The sequence below is a fragment of the Amycolatopsis sp. A133 genome (assembly GCF_031082405.1).
In the GTDB taxonomy this organism is placed as follows: domain Bacteria; phylum Actinomycetota; class Actinomycetes; order Mycobacteriales; family Pseudonocardiaceae; genus Amycolatopsis.
This window is the reverse complement of sequence record NZ_JAVHJU010000069.1, coordinates 50,020-68,998: the sequence shown is the minus strand read 5'-3', so window position 1 is coordinate 68,998 and position 18,979 is coordinate 50,020. Positions and strand designations below refer to the sequence as shown.

At 72.4% G+C, this 18,979-nt stretch carries 18 protein-coding genes; 11 read left to right on the top strand and 7 right to left on the bottom strand.

Features of this window, described 5'->3' with window-relative positions:
• Positions 1 to 15 precede the first annotated feature (15 nt).
• From Q5425_RS41790 to Q5425_RS41775, 4 genes are all read right to left on the bottom strand, one after another.
• The gene (locus Q5425_RS41790; protein WP_308677979.1) at positions 16 to 1,272 is read right to left on the bottom strand and encodes an MFS transporter; all 1,257 of its coding nucleotides are present in this window, start codon (positions 1,270 to 1,272) and stop codon (positions 16 to 18) included.
• A complete protein-coding gene (locus Q5425_RS41785) occupies positions 1,269 to 2,528 on the bottom strand; it encodes a glycosyltransferase (RefSeq protein WP_308677978.1) in 1,260 nt (419 codons plus the stop codon). The genes Q5425_RS41790 and Q5425_RS41785 overlap by 4 nt, the downstream gene beginning before the upstream one ends.
• A gap of 5 nt (positions 2,529 to 2,533) precedes the next feature.
• Positions 2,534 to 3,271 carry a DUF899 domain-containing protein gene (locus tag Q5425_RS41780; RefSeq protein ID WP_308677977.1) on the bottom strand — a complete coding sequence of 246 codons (738 nt, stop codon included), beginning with the start codon at positions 3,269 to 3,271 and terminating at the stop codon, positions 2,534 to 2,536.
• A gap of 112 nt (positions 3,272 to 3,383) precedes the next feature.
• The gene (locus Q5425_RS41775; protein WP_308677976.1) at positions 3,384 to 4,841 is read right to left on the bottom strand and encodes an MFS transporter; all 1,458 of its coding nucleotides are present in this window, start codon (positions 4,839 to 4,841) and stop codon (positions 3,384 to 3,386) included.
• 357 nt (positions 4,842 to 5,198) lie between these two features.
• Between Q5425_RS41775 and Q5425_RS41770 the strand changes: the two genes are divergently transcribed.
• Genes Q5425_RS41770 through Q5425_RS41740 form a run of 7 tightly spaced genes read left to right on the top strand, consistent with a single transcriptional unit; the run spans position 5,199 to position 12,899 of the window.
• Entirely contained in the window at positions 5,199 to 6,443 is a 1,245-nt protein-coding gene (locus Q5425_RS41770; protein ID WP_308677975.1) for a cytochrome P450, read from the top strand.
• Positions 6,444 to 6,471: 28 nt separating this feature from the next.
• Positions 6,472 to 7,632 (top strand): epoxide hydrolase, encoded by a 1,161-nt coding sequence (locus tag Q5425_RS41765; RefSeq protein WP_308677974.1) that lies wholly within the window; start codon positions 6,472 to 6,474, stop codon positions 7,630 to 7,632.
• A 38-nt stretch (positions 7,633 to 7,670) separates the two neighbouring features.
• Positions 7,671 to 8,678, top strand: coding sequence for an NADP-dependent oxidoreductase (locus Q5425_RS41760; protein ID WP_308677973.1), 1,008 nt, complete (start codon positions 7,671 to 7,673; stop codon positions 8,676 to 8,678).
• Positions 8,679 to 8,691: 13 nt separating this feature from the next.
• A complete protein-coding gene (locus Q5425_RS41755; protein WP_308677972.1) occupies positions 8,692 to 9,870 on the top strand; it encodes an acyl-CoA dehydrogenase in 1,179 nt (392 codons plus the stop codon).
• Positions 9,867 to 11,231, top strand: a complete 1,365-nt coding sequence (locus Q5425_RS41750) for an FAD-binding monooxygenase (protein WP_308677971.1) — start codon at positions 9,867 to 9,869, stop codon at positions 11,229 to 11,231. The genes Q5425_RS41755 and Q5425_RS41750 overlap by 4 nt, the downstream gene beginning before the upstream one ends.
• Before the next feature lie 34 nt (positions 11,232 to 11,265).
• Positions 11,266 to 12,465 carry a nucleotide disphospho-sugar-binding domain-containing protein gene (locus Q5425_RS41745; protein WP_308677970.1) on the top strand — a complete coding sequence of 400 codons (1,200 nt, stop codon included), beginning with the start codon at positions 11,266 to 11,268 and terminating at the stop codon, positions 12,463 to 12,465.
• Positions 12,462 to 12,899 (top strand): S-adenosylmethionine decarboxylase, encoded by a 438-nt coding sequence (locus tag Q5425_RS41740; protein WP_308677969.1) that lies wholly within the window; start codon positions 12,462 to 12,464, stop codon positions 12,897 to 12,899. Before Q5425_RS41745 ends, Q5425_RS41740 begins: the two co-directional genes overlap by 4 nt.
• A gap of 62 nt (positions 12,900 to 12,961) precedes the next feature.
• Here Q5425_RS41740 and Q5425_RS41735 read toward each other — a convergent pair whose 3' ends face one another.
• Together Q5425_RS41735 and Q5425_RS41730 are read right to left on the bottom strand one after the other, a co-directional pair.
• Complete coding sequence (locus tag Q5425_RS41735) at positions 12,962 to 13,309, bottom strand: nuclear transport factor 2 family protein (protein ID WP_308677968.1); 348 nt, start codon at positions 13,307 to 13,309, stop codon at positions 12,962 to 12,964.
• Positions 13,310 to 13,314: 5 nt separating this feature from the next.
• Positions 13,315 to 14,022, bottom strand: a complete 708-nt coding sequence (locus Q5425_RS41730; RefSeq protein WP_308677967.1) for an SDR family oxidoreductase — start codon at positions 14,020 to 14,022, stop codon at positions 13,315 to 13,317.
• Positions 14,023 to 14,140: 118 nt separating this feature from the next.
• On the opposite strand from Q5425_RS41730, the gene Q5425_RS41725 reads away from it, so the two are divergent.
• From Q5425_RS41725 to Q5425_RS41710, 4 genes are all read left to right on the top strand, one after another.
• A complete protein-coding gene (locus Q5425_RS41725; RefSeq protein WP_308677966.1) occupies positions 14,141 to 15,079 on the top strand; it encodes a LysR family transcriptional regulator in 939 nt (312 codons plus the stop codon).
• 415 nt (positions 15,080 to 15,494) lie between these two features.
• The gene (locus tag Q5425_RS41720; protein WP_308677965.1) at positions 15,495 to 16,172 is read left to right on the top strand and encodes a sensor histidine kinase; all 678 of its coding nucleotides are present in this window, start codon (positions 15,495 to 15,497) and stop codon (positions 16,170 to 16,172) included.
• Positions 16,173 to 16,176: 4 nt separating this feature from the next.
• Positions 16,177 to 16,827 carry a response regulator transcription factor gene (locus tag Q5425_RS41715; RefSeq protein WP_308677964.1) on the top strand — a complete coding sequence of 217 codons (651 nt, stop codon included), beginning with the start codon at positions 16,177 to 16,179 and terminating at the stop codon, positions 16,825 to 16,827.
• 106 nt (positions 16,828 to 16,933) lie between these two features.
• Complete coding sequence (locus Q5425_RS41710) at positions 16,934 to 17,560, top strand: response regulator transcription factor (RefSeq protein WP_308677963.1); 627 nt, start codon at positions 16,934 to 16,936, stop codon at positions 17,558 to 17,560.
• A gap of 6 nt (positions 17,561 to 17,566) precedes the next feature.
• On the opposite strand, the gene Q5425_RS41705 is transcribed toward Q5425_RS41710, so the two are convergent.
• Positions 17,567 to 18,889: a hypothetical protein gene (locus Q5425_RS41705; RefSeq protein WP_308677962.1), complete on the bottom strand. Its 1,323-nt coding sequence runs from the start codon at positions 18,887 to 18,889 to the stop codon at positions 17,567 to 17,569.
• Between the last annotated feature and the right edge of the window lie 90 nt (positions 18,890 to 18,979).

Below are 18,979 nucleotides of genomic sequence, written 5' to 3'. Positions count from 1 at the left end.
CCCGCGACCGTAGCGCTACCCACCGACAGGACCCGCGCCGTCACCTGACGGCGGCCGCATCACGCGGGCGCTGAGCGCCGTGAGCACCATCAGGGGAATCAGCGCCGCGAACGTCCAGTTCAGGCCCACACCCTGGGCCAGCCAGCCGACCAGGGCGGGGCCGATCAGGATGCCGGCGTAGGTGAACGTCGTGGCCCGGGAGACGAACCGGGCGGCTCCGGGGCCCTGGCCGCCCGCGTGGCCGACCGCGCTGAAGATCAGCGGGACCAGGACCGACGTGCCGAAGCCCAGCACCGCGAACCCGGCCAGCGACACCAGCGGTGTCCGGCCGGCGAGCACCACGACGAAGCCGGCGACCGCGACGAGCGCGTGGGCGCGGAACATCCGGACCCGGCCGAAGCGCTCGGTCAGGGGGTCGCCGGCCAGCCTGCCGAACGTCTGGAACAGCGTGTAGGCCCCGTAGCCCAGCGCCGCCACCGCCAGGGTCGCGCCGCGGCCCTCGTGCAGGAACACCCCGCTCCAGCTGATCACCGCCGCCTCGCAGAGCATCAGCACCAGGCCGAGGCAGCCGAACACCAGCACCGCACCCGTCCAGCCGTAGCGCGCCTTCCCTGCCGGCTTCGTGTGGTTCGCGAGCTTCGGCTCCCGGTCCGCCGAGGCGGGCAGCAGACCCAACGCGACCGGGATCGCGGCCGGCAGCAGCAAGCCGCCCACCCACAGGGTGTGCTCCGCCACGGACACGTTCGCGCGGATCACCGCGGCCCCGAGCAGCGACGCGACGATCGCGCTGATGCTCCACGCCGCGTGGCAGCCGTTCATGATCGGCCGCCGGTGGAGCCGCTCCACCACCACCGCGTGGGCGTTCATCGCCGCGTCGATCGTGCCCGCCGCCGCCCCGGCCACCGTCACCGCGGCGGCCAGCTCGACGACGTCGCCGGCGAACCCGATGGCGACCAGCGCGAACGGCAACGCGGCCAGCGTGACCAGGATGACGCGGGCGCTGCCGAACCGGGCCACGAGCCGGCCGACCGACTGCATCGCCAGCACGGCCGCGACGCCGTAGCACGTCAGCACCACGCCGAGCTGGGACTCGGTGAGTCCCAGGCTCGCCTTCAGCGACGGGATCCGGACCAGGTAGGTGGACAGGAGCAGCCCGTTGATGAAGAAGACCCCGGTGATGGCCCACCGCGCGCGGGCCACGCCGGGCGTGGCCCGCTCGGCGTCCGCCGTCTGCCGCACTTCGGCGGCGGTTCCGCTGCTGCGCTCGCTCACGGCCGGCCTCCCCGCTCGACGGCCCCGGGGAACACCCGCACGTCCCGCCCGACCCGCCGCGCCTCGGCCAGCAGGTCGCGCGACCACCGGTCCCACAGCCCCGCCAGGCGGGAGGTGACGACCACGACGTCCACCGACGCATCGGCCAGCGGTGTGCGCAGGCCGAGGGCGTGGTGTCCGGTGTGGACACTGCCGGCGGCGGCCCGGTCCACCAGCGCCCGGTCGAAGTCCAGCACCGTCATCGGCGGCGCTCCCGGCGGGAGTTCGCCGCCGGCCCCGAACACCGCGATGCTCGTGCCCGGCGGCAGGTCACCGAGCGCGTCGGCGATCTCCGCCGCCACGCTGCGGCCGGCCGCCTCCCGCTCCCAGGCCAGCAGGGCGCCGTAGTCGGCCTCCCAGCTCCACAGGAGGTGGTGGGCGGTCAGCGCGCACCCGATCTCGAACAGCGGCTCCCGGTGCAGGTCCAGCAGGACCAGGAACTGGCGGTACAGCTGTTCGCGCAGGTCGAACAGGTCCCGCTCGTGCGGCACGTCGATGACCCACGCGTCGAAGCTCAGCCGGAACTCCACCCCGCTGCGGAACAGCTTGAAGCCGAGCTCGAGGTCCTCCGCACCCCACGCCCCGTTGAAGGCCTCGTCGAACCCGCCGACGGCGTGGAAGTCCTCGGCGCGCATGGAGATGTTGAGGCTGAAGAACAGCTGCCACGGTGCGAGCCGCCGGGACAGGTCGAAGCCGATCTCTTCGAACAACCCGTACCGGACGTCGCGGAACTCCGGGTCGTCGGCGTACCGCGCGACCGTCCCTTCCGGACCGAGCCGGGCCACCTCGTCGTTCACCCACGTCATGGTCTTCTCGGGGTTGTAGCCGTGGGCGTAGCCGACGATCGCCCGGCGGTGCGCCGGGTCGCGGTGCAGGGCCAGGTGCTGCGCCACGAAGTCCGTGCCGAACAGCGGCCCGGTGTCGAGGAAGACCAGGACGGGCGCGGCGGCCGCGGCGGCGCCCGCGTTGCGAGCCGTGCCGACCCGGTTGCCCAGGTCCTCCTGGAAGCAGTACTTCAGGCGCAGCTCGTCCTCGAACGAGGCCACCACGGCCCGGGTGCCGTCCGACGAGCCGTCGTCGGCGACGACCACCTCGAACTCCGTGGCCGGCAGCGTTTGCCGGGTCAGCTGCGCCAGCTGGCTGCGCAGCAGTTCGCAGCGGTTGTACGTCGGCATGACCACCGACACCTGCGGCGGGTGTTCCGCGTCGATCCCCATGATCGTCAACCTCCGGAGCCGGGATAGGCGTCGTGGTGGCGCAGCCAGTCGTTCTTCTCCGCGAAGACCGGACGGCCTTGCGGGGTGAACTCGAGGTAGTTGTCGGTGCCGTGCAGCAGCGCGGTGCCTTCGCCGTACGTCGAGTAGGCGTGGAGGACGGTGTCGCCGTCGCGGACGAAACTGCTCAGCCCGGCCTGTTCACCCACGGTCATGTGGTCCAGACCTTCGGCCAGCAGCTCGGCCTTCGTCTTGAACAGGTACTCCACCGGCGCCACGGACTCGTCCTGGGTGACGTGGAAGTCGTAGTTGAAGTCGCTGCCGAAGGACGAGTACCAGGGCACCGACCAGCCCATGCGCGCCTTGAACGCGGTGATCTTCGCGATCGGCGCCCGGGAGACCAGCGCGATCGAGGTGTCCCGCGCGTGCAGGTGCGCCAGGTGGCCGAGGTTGTCCACCAGGTAGGAGCAGAACTTGCAGCCCGCGTCCCAGTCCGGCCCGAACATGAAGTGGTACACGATCAGCTGACTGCGGCCTTCGAACAGGTCGAGCAGGCTCAGCTTCCCGTCCGGTCCTTCGAAGACGTACTCCTTGCCGACCGCCACGGCGGGCAGCGCCTGCCGGGCGGCACCGAGCGCGGCGAGCGTGCGCGCGGCCTCCTCTTCCTGCGCCTGCAGGTTCTTGCGCGCGGCCAGCCATTCTTCGCGGGACACGACGGGGGGCCGGGCGACCTGCGGTGAGCTCATTGTCCGACGGCTCCTTTCGAGGGGGGCACTCGAGGGCAGAGGTGGGGCACTCTGCCTGTGTAGTGGTTCGGGCACGGGGACGCTTCTCGGAGAATGCCGGTTTCCGGCACGCTCACGCGGCTTTCCCGAGTTCGTCCGCCGCCGGCACCGCGGTGGGCCGCGACCCGGCCCGGCGGACGAAGGCGGGCAGGAACAACGCCGTCGCGACGGTGACCGCGGCGACGATCACCAACGCCACGAAGCCGGCGTGGAAGCCGGCGGCCAGCCGGGCCGGCTCGGTGGACCCGGCCGAGACGGCCACCGCGACCGTCGTGACGAGCGCGACGCCGAACGCGCCGCCGATCTGGAACCCGGCCGAGTTGAGCCCGGACGCCAGCCCGGACTCCGGCTCGGCCACGCCGTCGAGCGCGACGATCGACGCGGTCGTGTTGCCCACGCCCAGCCCGAGCCCGAACAGGACCAGCGGCAGCAGGATGTCGGCGGCGAACCGGCCGTCGACCGGGATGCGGGCCAGCAGGGCGCACGCCAGCCCGAGCACGAGGGCAGCGGCCGCCGCGGCGAGCCGGAAACCGCGCCGGGTGACCAGCGCCTGGCCGATGTAGGCGCCCAGCACCGCGAGGATGGGCATGACGCAGCTGGCCAGGCCGGACTGGAAGGCCGTGTACCCGAGCACCTGCTGGGTGTGCAGGGAGATCAGCACCCCTTCGCCCCACGCGACCATCGCGACGAGACCCATCAGCAGGTTGCCGGTCAGCACGCTCCGGCGGCGCAGCAGCGGCAGCGGCACCAGCGGGGCGGCGGAGCGGGCTTCGATCACGAAGAACAGGGCGATGAGCACCGCGGCGGCGCCGAACAGGCCGAGCGTCCGGCCGCTCCCCCACCCGGCGGCCGGGGCGTTGACGAGCGCGTAGATCAGGACGAGCAGCGCGCCGGTGCTGGTGACCGCGCCGGCCAGGTCGAACGTGCGCCGCCGGCCGTGGTCGCGGCTCTCGCGCAGGATGAACGGGCTCACCACCAGGACCGCGAGCACCACCGGGACGTTGACGAGGAAGACCCACTGCCAGCCCAGCGCGGTGGTCAGCTGCCCGCCGACCAGGAGGCCGGCGGTCGCTCCGATGCCGCCCACCGCCGACCACGCGGCGATGGCCCGGTTGCGCTCGCGGCCTTCGGGGAAGGTGTTCATCAGGATCGACAGCGCACTGGGCACCATCAACGCCGACGACAGGCCGTGCAGCGCACGGGCCCCCACCAGCACGTCGCCGTTCCACGCCAGCCCCGACACCAGCGAGGTGCCCAGGAAGCCGCCCACGCCGAGCATGAACACCAGCCGGCGGCCCAGCAGGTCCGCCATCCGGCCGCCGAGCAGGAGCAGCCCGCCGAAGGTGATCGCGTTGGCGGTCAGGATCCACTGGGCCGCTCCCGGTGCCATGTCCAGCCCCTGCTGGATGGCCGGCAGCGCCAGGATCACGATCTGCGAGTCGAGGATCATCATGAAGCTCGCCATGCACAACAGCACGAGTGCCGCCCAGCGGCGCGGGTCGCGTCCGGCGCCGATCTCGGTGACCGTCATCGATTCCCTCCCATTTCTCCGAGGTCCTGCACATTTCGAATGAATTTGCTTGATTGACAGCGCTTTCCGCGGTGGCGCCGGTTCCGGCACCGCCCGAAAGTTTCGTAAATCGCCGTCGAAATCTTCGAAGTGACCTCGTCGACGGCCCGGGTAGCGCTTACTTGATTGAAGATAGCAATGCGCTCCGCGGCGACATCTCGCAGAATGCCGGTGCCCCGAAAGCATTCCGGAAGAAGTGAATTCCTGACGGCAGTTATACCGTGGTGGAGTCGCGCCGCGGTTGCCGACGATCCCCGGATCAGATCGGCCAGACCCCCGCGAATCCCGCCGAGCGCCATTTCCAGGGGAGCAGCCGTCATGACCCAGAACCAGTGCCCGTACGTCCTCGACCCGCAGGGCAAGGACACCCACGCGGAAAGCGCCCGGCTCCGGGAGCAGGGCCCGATCGCGCGGGTGGAACTGCCCGGCGGTGTCCTCGCCTGGTCGGTGCACGACTACGAACTGGCCAAGAAGATCCTGCTGGACGAACGGTTTTCGAAGAACCCGCGCCGCAGCTGGCCGGCTTACGTCAACGGGGAGATCCCGCGTGACTGGCCGATGATCAGCTGGGTGGTGATGGACAACATGGCCACCCACGACGGCGAAGACCACGCCCGCCTGCGCCGGCTGCTGCTCAAGGCGTTCACCACCGGCCGGGTCGACGCGATGGTGCCGCGGATCCGGGCGATCGTCGACGACCTGCTCGACGAGCTGGGGGCCGGCGACCCGGACGAGGTCGTCGACCTCAAGCAGCGCTACTGCCAGGCGCTGCCCGCCCGGCTGATGTGCGAGCTGTTCGGCGTCCCCGACGAAGCGCGCGACGAGGTGCTGCGCGGCGGACACGTCAATGTGGACACCCGGCTCACGCCCGAAGAGGCCGAAGCCAACGTCGACCAGTGGGAGCAGGCGATCGCCGACCTGGTCGCCTACAAACACGATCACCCGGGCGACGACCTGACCAGCGCGCTCATCGCCGCGCAGGAGGAGGACGGATCGCGGCTGACCGACACCGAGCTGATCGGGACGCTGCACCTGATGCTCGGCGCCGGGTCCGAGACGATGGTGAACTCGCTGAACTACGCCATCATCGCCGTGCTCGCCGACCCGGTGCTGCGCCGTCAGCTGGCCGACGGCGAGGTGACGTGGACCGACGTGATGGACGAGACCCTGCGCGTCGAATGCCCCGTCGCGCACCTGCCCTTCCGCTTCGCCACCGAAGAGTTCGGCCTCGGCGGCGTCACCATCGCCGAGGGCGACGCGGTGCTGATCGACTACGCGGCGATCGGGCGCGACCCGAAGCTGCACGGCGACACCGCGGACGTGTTCGACGCCCGGCGCGCGGACAAGACGTTCCTGTCCTTCGGCCACGGCGTGCACTACTGCCTCGGCGTGCGGCTGGCGACGGTGGCCACGCTGATCATGCTGCCGGCGCTGTTCGAGCGGTACCCCGCCCTCGAGCTCGCCGTCGAGCGCGACCGGCTCGAACCGCAGGGCAGCTTCATCATGAACGGGCGCAAGAACTGCCCGGCCTACCTGAAGGGGCGCGCGGCCGCGGGCGTTTGACGACCGCGCCGCAGAGGGGAAGAGACGAATGAAACCTTTCCGGATCGAGGTCCCCGAGGCCGACCTCGCCGAATTGCGCCGCCGGCTCGCCGCCACGCGCTGGCCGGACGAGCGGTTCGACGCCGGGTGGGAACGCGGCGTACCACCCGCTTATCTGAAGGAATTGGCAGAATACTGGCGGACCGAATACGACTGGCGGGCCGCGGAGGCGCGGCTCAACGGTTTTCCGCAGTTCGTGACCGAGATCGACGGCGCCCGGATCCATTTCCTGCACGTCCGCTCGCCCGAGCCCGGCGCCGTTCCCCTGCTCCTCAGCCACGGGTGGCCCGGGTCGATCGCCGAGTTCCAGTCGGTGATCGGGCCGCTCACCGACCCGCGCGCGCACGGCGGCGACCCCGCCGACGCCTTCCACCTGGTCATCCCGTCCCTGCCGGGGTTCGGCTTCTCCGGTCCGGTGCCCGAGCCGGGGTGGGACATCACCCGGATCGCCCGCGCCTGGGCCGAGCTCATGCGCCGCCTCGGCTACGAGGAGTACATCCCGCAGGGCGGCGACGTCGGGGCCTGGATCAGCCTCACCCTGCCCGCGGTCGACCCCGGACACGTCCTCGGCGTGCACGTGAACTTCCTCGTCACGCCGCCGCCCGCCGATCCCGCGGCCTTCGCGGACCTGGCTCCGGTCGACCTCGCCCGCCTGGAGCGGCTCAAGTCCTTTTTGGACGACCGATCCGCCTACATGCGGCTGCAGGCGAGCAGCCCCCGCACCCTCTCCTACGCGCTGACCGACTCACCGGCCGGGCAGCTGGCCTGGATCGTGGAGAAGGTCCGGGAGTGGAGCGGCGCGGCGAAGGTGCCCGAAGACGCCGTCGACCGCGACCAGCTGCTCACCAACGTCATGCTCTACTGGCTGACCGGCACCGCCGCCTCCGCCGCGGGCCTGTACTTCGAGATGGCCGGCACGCTGCCGACCGCCTCGCCGCCCCCGCCGCCACCACCGCCGTCGTCCGTGCCGCTCGGCGTGGCCGTCTTCCCGGACGACTCGGTGCTGCCCATCCGCCCGTTCGCCGAGCGGGCGTTCACCGGCATCGTGACGTGGACGGAGTTCGACCGCGGTGGCCACTTCGCCGCGATGGAACAACCCGAACTGCTGGTCGGCGACCTTCGCCGGTTCCGGCGCGCACTGCCGTCCTGACCCCGCGGTCGGGCGGCCCGACGAGAGGACAGCCAGGCATGACCACGAGCCGTCAGATGCGCCTGCTGACGCACCCGCCGGGAACGCTGCCGATCCCGGGCGAGGTGGCGCTGGAAGAGGTGCCGGTGCCGGAGCCGGGCCCCGGGCAGGTGCTGGTGCGGAACCTGTACATGGCCATCGACCCCGGCCTGCTGCTGCGCATGCGGTGCCTGGACGGGCTGGTCCCCGACTTCCCCCTCGGCGAGGTGATGTGGGGACACGCCCTCGGCGAAGTGGTCGCCTCGGCGGATCCGGGCAAGCGCCCGGGCGACGTCGTGCTGCACCGCCTGGCGTGGCGGGAGTACGCGCTGGCCGACGCGGCGAAGTTCGACGTGGTCGACGCCGATCTCTACCCGAGCCGCTCCCACCACCTCAGCTCCGCCGTGGTCGCCTGGGTCGGCCTCAGCCGGATCCGGATCGCCCCCGGGGACACGGTGGTCGTCTCCAGCGCGGCCGGCGCGGTCGGCAGCGTCGCCGGGCAGCTCGCCAAGCTCCGCGGCGCCGGCCGGGTCATCGGCAGCGTCGGCTCCCCGGACAAGGCCGGCCGGGTCGTGCGGACCCTGGGCTTCGACGACGCGTTCGACTACCACGAGGGCTGGCCCGACCTGGGCGGCGTCGACGTCTACTACGACAACGTCGGCGGACAGCAGCTCGAAGCGGCGATCGAGGCGATGAACCCGCACGGCCGGATCGTGCTCTGCGGCGGCACCGAACAGCAGGTTTCCGGGCAGCCGCACGGCATCCGCAACATGCAGCTGGTCATCGCCAAGCGGCTCACCCTGCAGGGCTTCACCACCGACGACCACCCCGACGTGATCGCCGAGTTCACCCGCGAGTTCCCGCCCCTGGTGGCCCGGGGCGCGGTCGTCCTGCCCGAGACCGTGATCGACGGCCTGGAGAACATCATCCCCGCCATGCGGGCCCAGCTGGAGGGCGCCCACTTCGGCAAGGTCCTCCTGCGCTTCCGACCGGACGGCCGGCCCGCGCCGGCGACCCCCCGATCCTGAAGAGAGGCACCCGATGACTGTCACCACCCCCACGGCCGGCGACCTCCGGGCCCGCGTCGCGGACGCGCTGCCCGTGCTGCGCGGAAACGCCCGGTGGAACGACGAGAACCGGCGGCTGCACGAGGACACCCTGGGCGTCCTGCTCGACACCGGTGTCGTCCGGATGCGCGTGCCCGCCCGCTACGGCGGCCACGAGTCCGACGCGAACACGCTCGTCCGGGTCGTCGGCGAGGTCGCCCGCGGCGACGGCGCCGCCGCCTGGAACACCGCGGTGTGGGCGATGGGCGCGTGGCTGGCCGGCCTGTTCCCCGACCACGTGCAGGACGAGGTGTTCGGCGACCCGGACGTCCGGGTGTGCGGCGTGCTCAGCCCCACGGCCACGGCCCGCCCCGACGGCGGCGACCTGGTCGTCGACGGGCGGTGGGCGTTCATCAGCGGCGCACTGCACAGCCAGTGGCAGGTCGTGCTGGCGATGGCGCCCACCCCGGACGGCGCGGGCGTGTGGCCGGTGCTGGCGCTGGTGCCGATGGCGCAGCTGGGCATCGTCGACGACTGGCACACCTCGGGCCTGCGCGGCACCGGCAGCGTCACCACGGTGGCCGAGGGCGTCCGCGTGCCGCCGGACCGGGTCCTGCCGATGCCGCTGGTGCTGCAGGAGCAGTACGCGAGCCGGCTCAACGCCGGTTCCCCGGTGTGGCGCGCCCCGATGATGGCCACGGGCTGCGCCAGCTTCGTCGGCGTCGCCGCCAGCATGGTCCGGGAGGCGATCAGCGGCTTCCTGGGCCGCCTCGACCACAAGATCACCTACACCGCCTACGAGAGCAGCCGCGAAGCCCCGATCACCCACCATAAGCTCGCGGAGGCGGTGTACCTGGCCGACGAGGCGGAGTTCCACGCCCAGCGGCTGGCGGACCTGCTGGACCGCAAGGGCCTCGAAGGCGCCCCGTGGGACCTCGCGGAGCGGGTGGCCGCGCGCGCCGCGCTGGGCCGGGTGTTCCGCCTGGCCGGGACCGCCGTCGACGTGCTCGCGACGGCCAGCGGCGGGTCCTCGCTGTACGCGACGGAACCCATCCAGCGGATCCGGCGCGACGTGCAGGCGCTCAACCTCCACGCCCTCATGCACCCGGACACCAACGCCGAGCTCTACGGCCGGGTGCTGTGCGGGGTCGAGCCGAACACGGCGTACCTGTGAGCGCGGGCGGGCGCAACGCCGTCGTCCTCGGGGCCGGCATGGCGGGCCTGCTGGCCGCCCGGGTCCTCGCCGACGCCTACGACCACGTCCTCGTCGTCGACCGGGACGAGCTCGGCGACGTCGCGGGGCCGCGCCGGGCGGCCCCGCAGGGCCACCACATCCACGGGCTGCTGGCGCGCGGGCACGAAATCATCGAGCGCCTCTTCCCCGGGCTCACCGCCGAACTGACGGCCGACGACGTGCCGGTCGGCGACTTCGGCACCAGCCTCGGCTGGTACTTCGGCGGCCGGATGCTGCAGCGGACGCGGACCGGGCTGACCTGCATTTCGCCGTCGCGGCCGATGCTGGAGCAGCGGCTGCGCCGCCGGGTGCGCGCGCTGCCGCCGGTGTCGTTCGCCGAAGCCACCGACATCAAGGGCCTGCTCACCGCCGACGGCGGCCGGCGCGTGACCGGTGTCCGGATCCAGGCCAGGGCCGCCGGTGCGGCCGAGCGGGAGGTCGCCGCGGCGCTCGTCGTGGACGCGACGGGCAAGGGGTCGCGCACCCCGGCGTGGCTCGCCGGGCTCGGGCTGCCGAAGGTGCCGGAGGAGCGGGTCAAGATCGACCTGACCTACACGACGTGCGACTTCCGCGGACCGCTGGACCCCGACCCGATCGGTGACGGCGTCGCCGAAGTGTGCGTCGCGACGCCGTCGAGCCCGCGCGGGGCCACGCTGGCCCGGCTGGCCGACCGGTATTCGCTGTCGCTGTACGGCATCCTCGGGGACCGGCCGCCGGCCGACCTGCCCGGTTTCCTGGAGTTCGCGGCGACGCTGGCGGTGCCGGCGATCCACGCGGCGGTGCGGGGCGCGGAGCCGATCACCACGCCGGTTTCGTTCCACTACCCGGCCAGTGTCCGGCGGCGCTACGAGACGCTGGCGGCCCCGCCGGCCGGGCTGCTGGTGCTGGGCGACGCCGCCTGCTCGTTCAACCCGATCTACGCGCAGGGCATGACGGTGGCGGCCCTCGGCGCCGAGGTGCTGGGCCGGCACACCGGTCCCGGGCGGGAACCGTGGCCGAAGGCGTTCTTCCGCGACCTGGCGAAGGTCAACGACGCCCCGTGGGCGCTGGCCGCGGGCGGCGACCTGGGGTTCCCCGGCGCCGAAGGCCGCCGGACGCTGGCGACCCGGCTGGCCAACGCCTACGTGCCTCGGCTGCGCACGGCCGCCGCGGGGGACTCCGCGCTCACCGAGGCGTTCCTGCGCACGGCCGGGCTGGTCGACCCGCCGCAGGCGATCATGCGGCCGGGCGTGCTGCGGAAGGTGTTCTTCGGTGGCCGCTCCGGCGGGTCGCCGGACACCGCCGCCGGCGCCGCGGCCTGACCACCGACCCGAAACCGACGCGGGAGGAGCTGACGTGCGCATTGGTCTCGTGCCGGGCGTGTGGTCCTACGGCATCGGATCCGCCTCGACGGTGCTCGCGGTGTGGGAAGCGGCCGTGCGGGCCGGCGACGAACCGGTCGTCTTCGCGGGCCCGCAGCACCGGCCGCTGCTGGACCGGCTGGGCATCGCCTGCGTGCCGCTGCCGGGCCCGCCGGTCGCCGGCTACCCGGCCGCAGCGGCGCCCGTGCTGCGCCTGGACGACCTGCTGTCGCAGACCGTCTACGCCGATCCCGCGTTCGTGGCCGGGGTCTTCGAAAGCCAGTGTGCGGCGTTCGCCGCCCACGGGGTCGAGGCGCTGTTCCACGACTACGACCTGACGACGATCGTCGCCGCCCACCGCCTGTCGATACCGGTGGTCTCGCCGGTCGTCTGGCCCGACCACCGGGCGTTCGGATGGGGCAGCGACGGCGGCCGGGCACCGGACCGCGCCGCCGCGGCCGCCTTCGCGCCGCTGCTGCACCACCTGCGGGGACCCCGGCCGGAGACGCTGTCGGATCTGCTCTTCGACGCCAGCGACCACCTGGTGTTCCCGGTGCCGGCGGTGCTGGACCCGGTCGTCGGGCTGCACGCCGGCGGCGAGTACGTCGGCCGGCTGGCCTGCGACGTGCTCGACACCCACCTCGAGTCCGATGTGGACGACTGGCCGCGCCCCGGCCACCGTGGGGTGCTCGCCTACACCAGCGGGCCGCCGTACGACCTGCCGTGGTACGTCGAGCGGTGCACCGAAGCGTTCGACGGCACCGATGTCGACGTCCTGCTCACCGCGGGCCGCGCCGGGCCCGTGCGGGCGCCCGGGCCGGACCGGGGCAACGTCCGGGTCCGGCCGCTGGTCCCGCTGCGCAAGCTGCTCGCCCGCAGCGACGCACTGATCTGCCACGGCGGGCGCAACACCCTGGCCTGCGCGGTGGAAGCGGGCGTCCCGGCGCTCGTGTTCGCCGGGCGCGATCCCGAGCGGCGCTACCTCGCGGAGGCGCTCGCGTGCCAGGGGCTCGCGTTCTCCTGCTCCGAAGCCGACTGGCGGCCCGACCGGCTCCGCGCGCTGGTGGACGTCCCGGCGCGGCCCGGCCGGACCGCGCACCCGCCCGGTGGCGCGGACCGGGTGCTCGCCGTCCTGCACGCCGCTCCACCCCAGTTCAGACCGATGCAGTTCCGACCGATCGGGGGCAACACATGACCGCGGCACACCAGTGGGCCGACCACTTCTACGGCGCCGAACTGACCCTGCGCATCGCCGAAGTCACCGACGTGACGGCGTTGTGGGAGGACGCCGCCGTGGCGGGCCTGCTCACCACGCTGGTGGCCGACATCGGAATGCGGGTCATCGCCGGCCCCGTCGTCGGCACCGAACTGGGCACCCCGGAGAAGGCGGGCAAGTCGGCGGTGGTGATCCTCGCCGAGTCCCACGCCGCCGTGCACACCTACCCCGGGCTGGGCCAGCTGTTCCTGAACATCTTCTCGTGCAAGCCGTTCGAGGAGGCCACGGTGCTGCGGACGCTGGAGCGCCTGCTCGGCCCGTTCACGGTGACCGAGCGCAACCTGGTCAACCGCGGTGAGGACTGGCCGGCCGACCTCCCGGCGGCCACCAAACGATGGGACACCGAACGCTGACCCCGGTACCGCGTCGCTCCGGGTGGCCGGACTCGCTCGCCGGCCACCCGGGGCCACGCCCTTCAGAGCCGCGAAACCTGGTAGTGGGCGATCAGCCAGGTGTCGCCGACGCGCCGGACGACAACGCTCAGGTGCACCGGGAGCGTCGGCCGGTCGGTGAAGGCGAAGTCGACGCTCACGTAACCCAGGATCACGTCTTCGGCGAGGCGGCGGGTCTCCTCGACGCGGTAGTCCGCCGTCATGCCGAGCGGCTGCGCGGCGTAGTACGCCGCCACACCGGCCCGGCCCACGCTGTACGGGTGCAGGCCCTGGAAGATCGCGTCTTCGGTGAAGTGGTCCGCGACGCGCTCGGGTTCGTGGGCCTCGACCGCCGACTTCCAGCCGTCCAGTACTCCGGTCAGGATGCTCATCGTGGTCAGTGTCCCGCGCTCTGGCCGCCGTCGACGTGCAGGATCTCGCCGGTGACGAACGGCGCGCCCTCCAGGTAGACGACCGCGTCGACGATGTCGGCCGGGTCGCCGATCCGGCCGACCGGGTGCAGGCCCGCGAGCGCTTCGTGCGTCTCGGGCGGGTGCATCGGGGTGCGGATGATGCCCGGTGACACGGCGTTCACCCGGATGCCCCGCTTGGCGTATTCGATGGCCAGGGACTTCGTGACCGAGTTCAGCCCGCCTTTCGTCAGCGACGCCAGTGCCGAGGGCACCGCGCTGTTCGCGTGGTCGGTCAGGCTGGTCGTGATGGTGACGACGTGCCCGCCGCCGGTCTCCAGCATCGCCGCGATCGCCCGCTGGGTGACCTCGAAGAACCCGCGCAGGTTCACGCCGGTCACCACGTCGAAGTCGGCGGCGGTGTACTCGGTGAACGGCTTGGCGACGAAGAGGCCGGCGTTGTTCACCAGCGCGTCGACGCGGCCGTAGGTCGCCAGCGCCTGGTCGATCACGCGGGCGCCGACGGCCGGGTCGGCGATGTCGCCCGGGACCGCCAGGATCCCGGCGTCACCCGAGGGGGTGATGTTCCGCGAGTTCGCGACCACGGCGTAACCGAGCTTGCGGTACGCCTCGACCACGGCCGCGCCGATGCCCTGCGAGGCGCCGGTGACGACCGCGACCTTCTGGGTGTTCATGAAAACCTCCTGGTAGGTGGTGCTTCCAAGCCGAGGATGTGCCCGCCGGACCCGGTTCGCCACGACCGGTTCGCTCTCAGCTGGAAGGCCCCGCCTCCCACCGCACTAAGCTCCCGGTATGGAGCTACGCCAGCTTCGGTACTTCGTGGCCGTCGCCACAGAACTGAACTTCGGCCGGGCCGCGGAGCGGCTGCGCATCGCCGGGCCTTCGCTGTCCCAGCAGATCAAGGCGCTCGAACGCGACCTCGGCGTCCGGCTCTTCGACCGCGACCGCCGCTCGGTCACGCTGACCGAGTGCGGCGAGTCCCTGCTGCCCCGGGTCCGCGCGCTGCTGGAGCAGGCCGACGAGCTGCGCCGGTCGGCCGCGGGCATCGCCGCGCGCGAACCGGTGCGGCTCGGGTACGTCAACTGGCGCCCGGCCGACCTGCTCGACCGGGTGGCCGGCGTCGCGCACCTGCACGTCGACACGTGGGTGCTGCCTTCGCACGCCCAGCTGGGCCGGGTCGCCGACGGCCGCATCGACCTGGCGATCTGCTGGGCGCAGGCCGCCGACCTGGCCGAGCACGGCCTCGAAGCGCACCTGCTCGGCGCGGACCGCCTCCACGCGATCGGCACCGGCACCGCCGACGTCCCGGCGAAGGACGTCGTCGTGCTCGTCGACGCCGACACCGCGAGCTGGGCTTCGTGGAACGTCTACGCGGAAGAGTTCGCACGGGCGACCGGCGCCGAAGTCGTCCGCACCTCCGACGGCGGTGTCACGGGCCCGGCGTTCTTCGACCACGTCCGCCGGCTGCGGCGGCCGGTGCTGAACTGCCCGAAGGGCCAGACGGCACCGGTCCCGGCGGACCTCGCCCGCCGGGCGGTGGTCGATCCGGCGCCGTACTGGACGTGGTCGCTGGTGTCCCGCCGCGACGAGACCCGCGCACCGGTGCGCGCGACGATCGCGGCCCTCACCCGGGACGTCGGTTCGCCCGAGCTGGGCTGGCTGCCCGCGAGCGACCCGCACGCGGCGCTGACGTCCGGACCGCGACCGGCGGCCGGCCGTTCCCCGTCCTGAGCCCCGGAACCGGGACGGAGGAAGCCGCTCCGGTGACCGCGTGCCGGCCGCGGATCCTCGGCTGTCCACTGTGGACCTGGACGCCCACACTGTTGCCATTCGGCCAATTGTCGCCCGTTCGGTCGGATTTCCACCGGTTCACCGCACAGTTCATGAATCGTTTTTGGCGGATATCCGCCACCGGCCCGGTCGGAACAGCGCCCCACCTGCGCCGTTACGACCGTTTCCGCATCGGGACCATACCGTGACCCGGCCACGCGGCCCGGAATGAAACATCGGAGCACGGTAAGGCGATTAGTACTGCGGGTGACCATCCCGCTACGCGGAACGGAGCAGCCGGCTGGGCTACCCGCACGAGAGCTGGTTCCCCGATTCGCGGTGGGGGTCCAGACCATTTCTGGCGGACGGGGACAAAATGCGCCGGACATTCGTCGTCGCCGACTACGTTCGTCCTGCGGGGTACGAAGACCGGCTCAAACGGGTGCTCAACGATCTGCACGACGGACTCGGGCCGACGCTCACCGCCGCGGTGCTCGGGCTGCGCGCCGCGCGCGACCTGATCGGGCGGGACCGGGCGGGCACCGAGCACCTCCTCGCCCGGCTCGAGGACGAGCTCTACGGCGCCATCACCGACCTGCGCCGCATCGTGGCCGACGCGCGGCCCCCGGCGCTCGACGACGCCGGGCTCGTCCTGGCCGTGCGCCGGTATGCCGCCACGCTCACCGGCCGGGTGCCCGCGGAGCACGGCCCGCTGCGCGTCGAGGTCGACGTCCGCGGGGAACTGCCGCCGCTGCCGGCGGAAGTGGAAGTCACCGCGTACCGGATCATCCGGGAGGCGCTGGTCAACGTCGCCCGCCACTCCGGGGCCCGGGAGTGCACCGTGTGCCTCTGGCCGCTGGACGGCGACCTGCACGTGGAGATCGTCGACGACGGGGTGGGTACCGACGGCGAGGCGCTGCCCGCGATCGGCGGGACGGGGCTGCGTTCGATGCGGGAACGCGCCGGCGACCTCGGTGGCGGCTGCCGGGTCGAACCGGTGTCCTCGGGCGGCACGCGCATCGCCGCCTGGCTGCCGCTCGCCGCGGGGAAGTGAGACTGTGTTCGGCACGCTGCGCGTCCTCGTGGTGGACGACCACCCCGTGTTCCGGGCGGCGCTGCGCGCGATGATCGACGCCACCGACGGCATGGAAGTCGCCGGAGAGTCGGCCGACGGCCTGACCGCCGTCGCCGACGCGGGCCGGCTGGAACCCGACGTCATCCTGATGGACCTGAACCTCCCCGACCTCGACGGCGTCGAGGCGACGCGGCGGATCGTCGGCGCGAGCCCGCACACCGGCGTGCTCATGCTGACCATGTTCGAGAACGAAGCCGCGGTGTTCGCCGCCATGCGCGCGGGCGCCCGCGGTTACCTGCTCAAAGGCGCGCGCAACGAACAGATCATCCGGGCGATCCGGGTGATCGGTGACGGCGAGGCCATCTTCAGCCCGGCGATCGCCACCCGGGTGCTGTCGCTGCTGGGCACGGCCACCCCGCGCGACGAGTCGTTCCCGCAGCTGACCCTGCGCGAGAAGGAGATCATGCTGCTCGTCGCCCAGGGCATGGGCAACGCGTCGATCGCCGAGGAGCTGGTGCTGAGCCAGAAAACCGTGCGCAACCACGTGTCCCACATCTTCCGCAAGCTCCGCGTCACCGACCGCGCGCAGGCCATCGCCAAGGCCAAAGAGGCCGGCATTGCCCGATCGGAGTAAGGAAAAGCGGGACATATCGGGACTCCATGTCCCTGTTCGGCAGGCGCCCGCACCACGATCCTTGGAGGTGGAGCGATCCGATGTCGTTCGAGGGAGGGCCTCACCGATGATCACCGACCAGGTTCCGGTGCTGCTGCACGCCACCGACACCATCACCCACGCGGGTGTCACGGCCGCGCTGCGGTCACGTCCCGAAATCCGCTTCGCCGACGAGGACTCCGGCGAGCCCGCCGTCGTGCTGGTCATCGTGGAGCGGCTGAACGAGGAGGCCCGGCAGCTGCTGCGCAGCCTCCAGTGCGCCGGCCACACCGGTGTTGTCCTGGTCGCCGGGGAGGTGGAGGACTCGGAGCTGCTCGACGTTGTGGGCAACGGCGTCTCGGCGATCATCCGCCGGGCCGACGCCACCCCGGACACACTCGTGCGGCTGGTCAAGGCCGCGGCCGTCGGCGAAGGCGCGCTGCCGCCCGATCTGCTCGGCCGCCTGCTGTCGCGGGTGTCCCGGTTGCAGCGGGACGTGCTGCGCCCGAACGGCTGGGACCTCGCCGGGATGTCCCAGCGGGAGACCCGGGTGCTGCGGCTGGTCGCCGACGGCTTCGAGACCAAGGAGATCGCCGACCAGCTGAGCTATTCCGAGCGGACGGTGAAGTCGATCCTGCACGACATCACCAACCGCTTCCAGCTCCGCAACCGCGCCCACGCGGTGGCGTTCGCCATGCGCGAAGGGCTGATCTGACACGGGCTACTCGACCCGGCCGGAGAAGGACACCGACGGGGTGCAGCGGCCGCGGTCACCGGGGTTCTGGCAGCTGACGGCGAGCACGATCTTGTCCCCCGGCTGGAACCGCCAGGCCTGCAGCCAGTGGTGGTCGAGGTCGCGGAAGTTCGAGAGCCCGACCTCCAGCAGGACGGTCTTGGTGCCACCGGAATCCCGCAGCAGCCGCAGGGTTCCGGTGTCGCCGCGCGGGTTCTGCAGGATCAGGTCGGTGATCACCAGCGTCTTGCTCGCGTCCGGCAGGGTGTAGGGGAACTCGGCGAACCGGTTGACGTTCGAGTCGATCTTCGCGTCGGCGGCCACCCGGAAGTCCGTCGGTGTCCCGTCGGCGGCGTTCGCGGCCCGGGTCGGGGTGGCGCCGGGACCGGAGCCGGGCGGCGCGGGGTTGTCGCCCGGCGGGGTCAGTCCGACGGCCTTCATCGCCTGCTCGGAGTTCTGCTTGGCCTGATCGGCGTTCTTCTTCGCCTGATCGGCTCCGGCGCCGGCGTCCTGGGCGGCCTTGACGATCTCCTGGTTCTGCTCCTGGGCGGCCTCGCGGGCGGCCGACTTCACGGCGGGCCGCAGCACGGTGAACCACAGCGTCACGAGCGCGAGCAGGAGGACGAGGAGCGCGGCGAGCGCGGGCAGGAGCCACTTCGGCAGCAGCTGCCGCTGCACCATGGTGCCTTCGGTCTTGATCGGCTCGGCCCCGTCGGCGACGACGAACACCTGGAAGCGGTGCCGCACCGCCTGTCCACGCAGAAAGCGTTTCCGCGGCCGGGTGCGCAGCCGGACGAACGCGGCCGTGCCCGGCGCCAGGTCGGCCCGGTCACGCTCGAGCCGGAAGTCCAGCTCGTCCTCCGGGTCCAGCGGGCTCAGCTCCACCGCCACCGGCCGGTTGCCACGGTTGTCGACGGCGACTTCGAAGTCGGCCTTCGAACTGCCTTCCACCTTGGCCGGCACGATCTCGGCGGTCACCTCGGTGAAGGCTCCGAGTTGGACGGTGCCCTCCTCGACGACCGAGCCGGCCGGGTCCTCGCTCGAGAACACCCGGACCCCGAACGGGATCGTCCCGGCGGGCACGTCGGAGGACCGCGGCGGCGCGAACCGCACGGTGACCGTCCCCGTCTCCCCCGGCATCAGGTTGATCGTCGCCGGTTCCGCGGTGGCCCAGCCACCCGCATCGCCCACGACGTCGATCGCGAACTGGTCGACGACCTGCCCGGCGTTCCGGATGGTCACCGAGCAGCTCGTCTCCTGGCCGGGTTCCGCGACCAGGCCGGCCTCGGACAGCGTCGCCGTTGCTCCCATGCCCGGAAGTCTCCGCCGCGCGCCGCGGGTCCGGCACCAGCGGACGGGTGTGCGGCCGTGCGCCGGTGGTTGCCCCTACGGGCAGCGACC

Coding starts and splice junctions, on each gene's coding strand:
- Q5425_RS41785 (WP_308677978.1), bottom strand. CDS start 2,528: ATGGGGATCGACGCGGAACACCCGCCGCAGGTGTCGGTGGTCATGCCG.
- Q5425_RS41780 (WP_308677977.1), bottom strand. CDS start 3,271: ATGAGCTCACCGCAGGTCGCCCGGCCCCCCGTCGTGTCCCGCGAAGAA.
- Q5425_RS41775 (WP_308677976.1), bottom strand. CDS start 4,841: ATGACGGTCACCGAGATCGGCGCCGGACGCGACCCGCGCCGCTGGGCG.
- Q5425_RS41770 (WP_308677975.1), top strand. CDS start 5,199: ATGACCCAGAACCAGTGCCCGTACGTCCTCGACCCGCAGGGCAAGGAC.
- Q5425_RS41765 (WP_308677974.1), top strand. CDS start 6,472: ATGAAACCTTTCCGGATCGAGGTCCCCGAGGCCGACCTCGCCGAATTG.
- Q5425_RS41760 (WP_308677973.1), top strand. CDS start 7,671: ATGACCACGAGCCGTCAGATGCGCCTGCTGACGCACCCGCCGGGAACG.
- Q5425_RS41755 (WP_308677972.1), top strand. CDS start 8,692: ATGACTGTCACCACCCCCACGGCCGGCGACCTCCGGGCCCGCGTCGCG.
- Q5425_RS41740 (WP_308677969.1), top strand. CDS start 12,462: ATGACCGCGGCACACCAGTGGGCCGACCACTTCTACGGCGCCGAACTG.
- Q5425_RS41735 (WP_308677968.1), bottom strand. CDS start 13,309: ATGAGCATCCTGACCGGAGTACTGGACGGCTGGAAGTCGGCGGTCGAG.
- Q5425_RS41730 (WP_308677967.1), bottom strand. CDS start 14,022: ATGAACACCCAGAAGGTCGCGGTCGTCACCGGCGCCTCGCAGGGCATC.
- Q5425_RS41725 (WP_308677966.1), top strand. CDS start 14,141: ATGGAGCTACGCCAGCTTCGGTACTTCGTGGCCGTCGCCACAGAACTG.
- Q5425_RS41720 (WP_308677965.1), top strand. CDS start 15,495: ATGCGCCGGACATTCGTCGTCGCCGACTACGTTCGTCCTGCGGGGTAC.
- Q5425_RS41710 (WP_308677963.1), top strand. CDS start 16,934: ATGATCACCGACCAGGTTCCGGTGCTGCTGCACGCCACCGACACCATC.
- Q5425_RS41705 (WP_308677962.1), bottom strand. CDS start 18,889: ATGGGAGCAACGGCGACGCTGTCCGAGGCCGGCCTGGTCGCGGAACCC.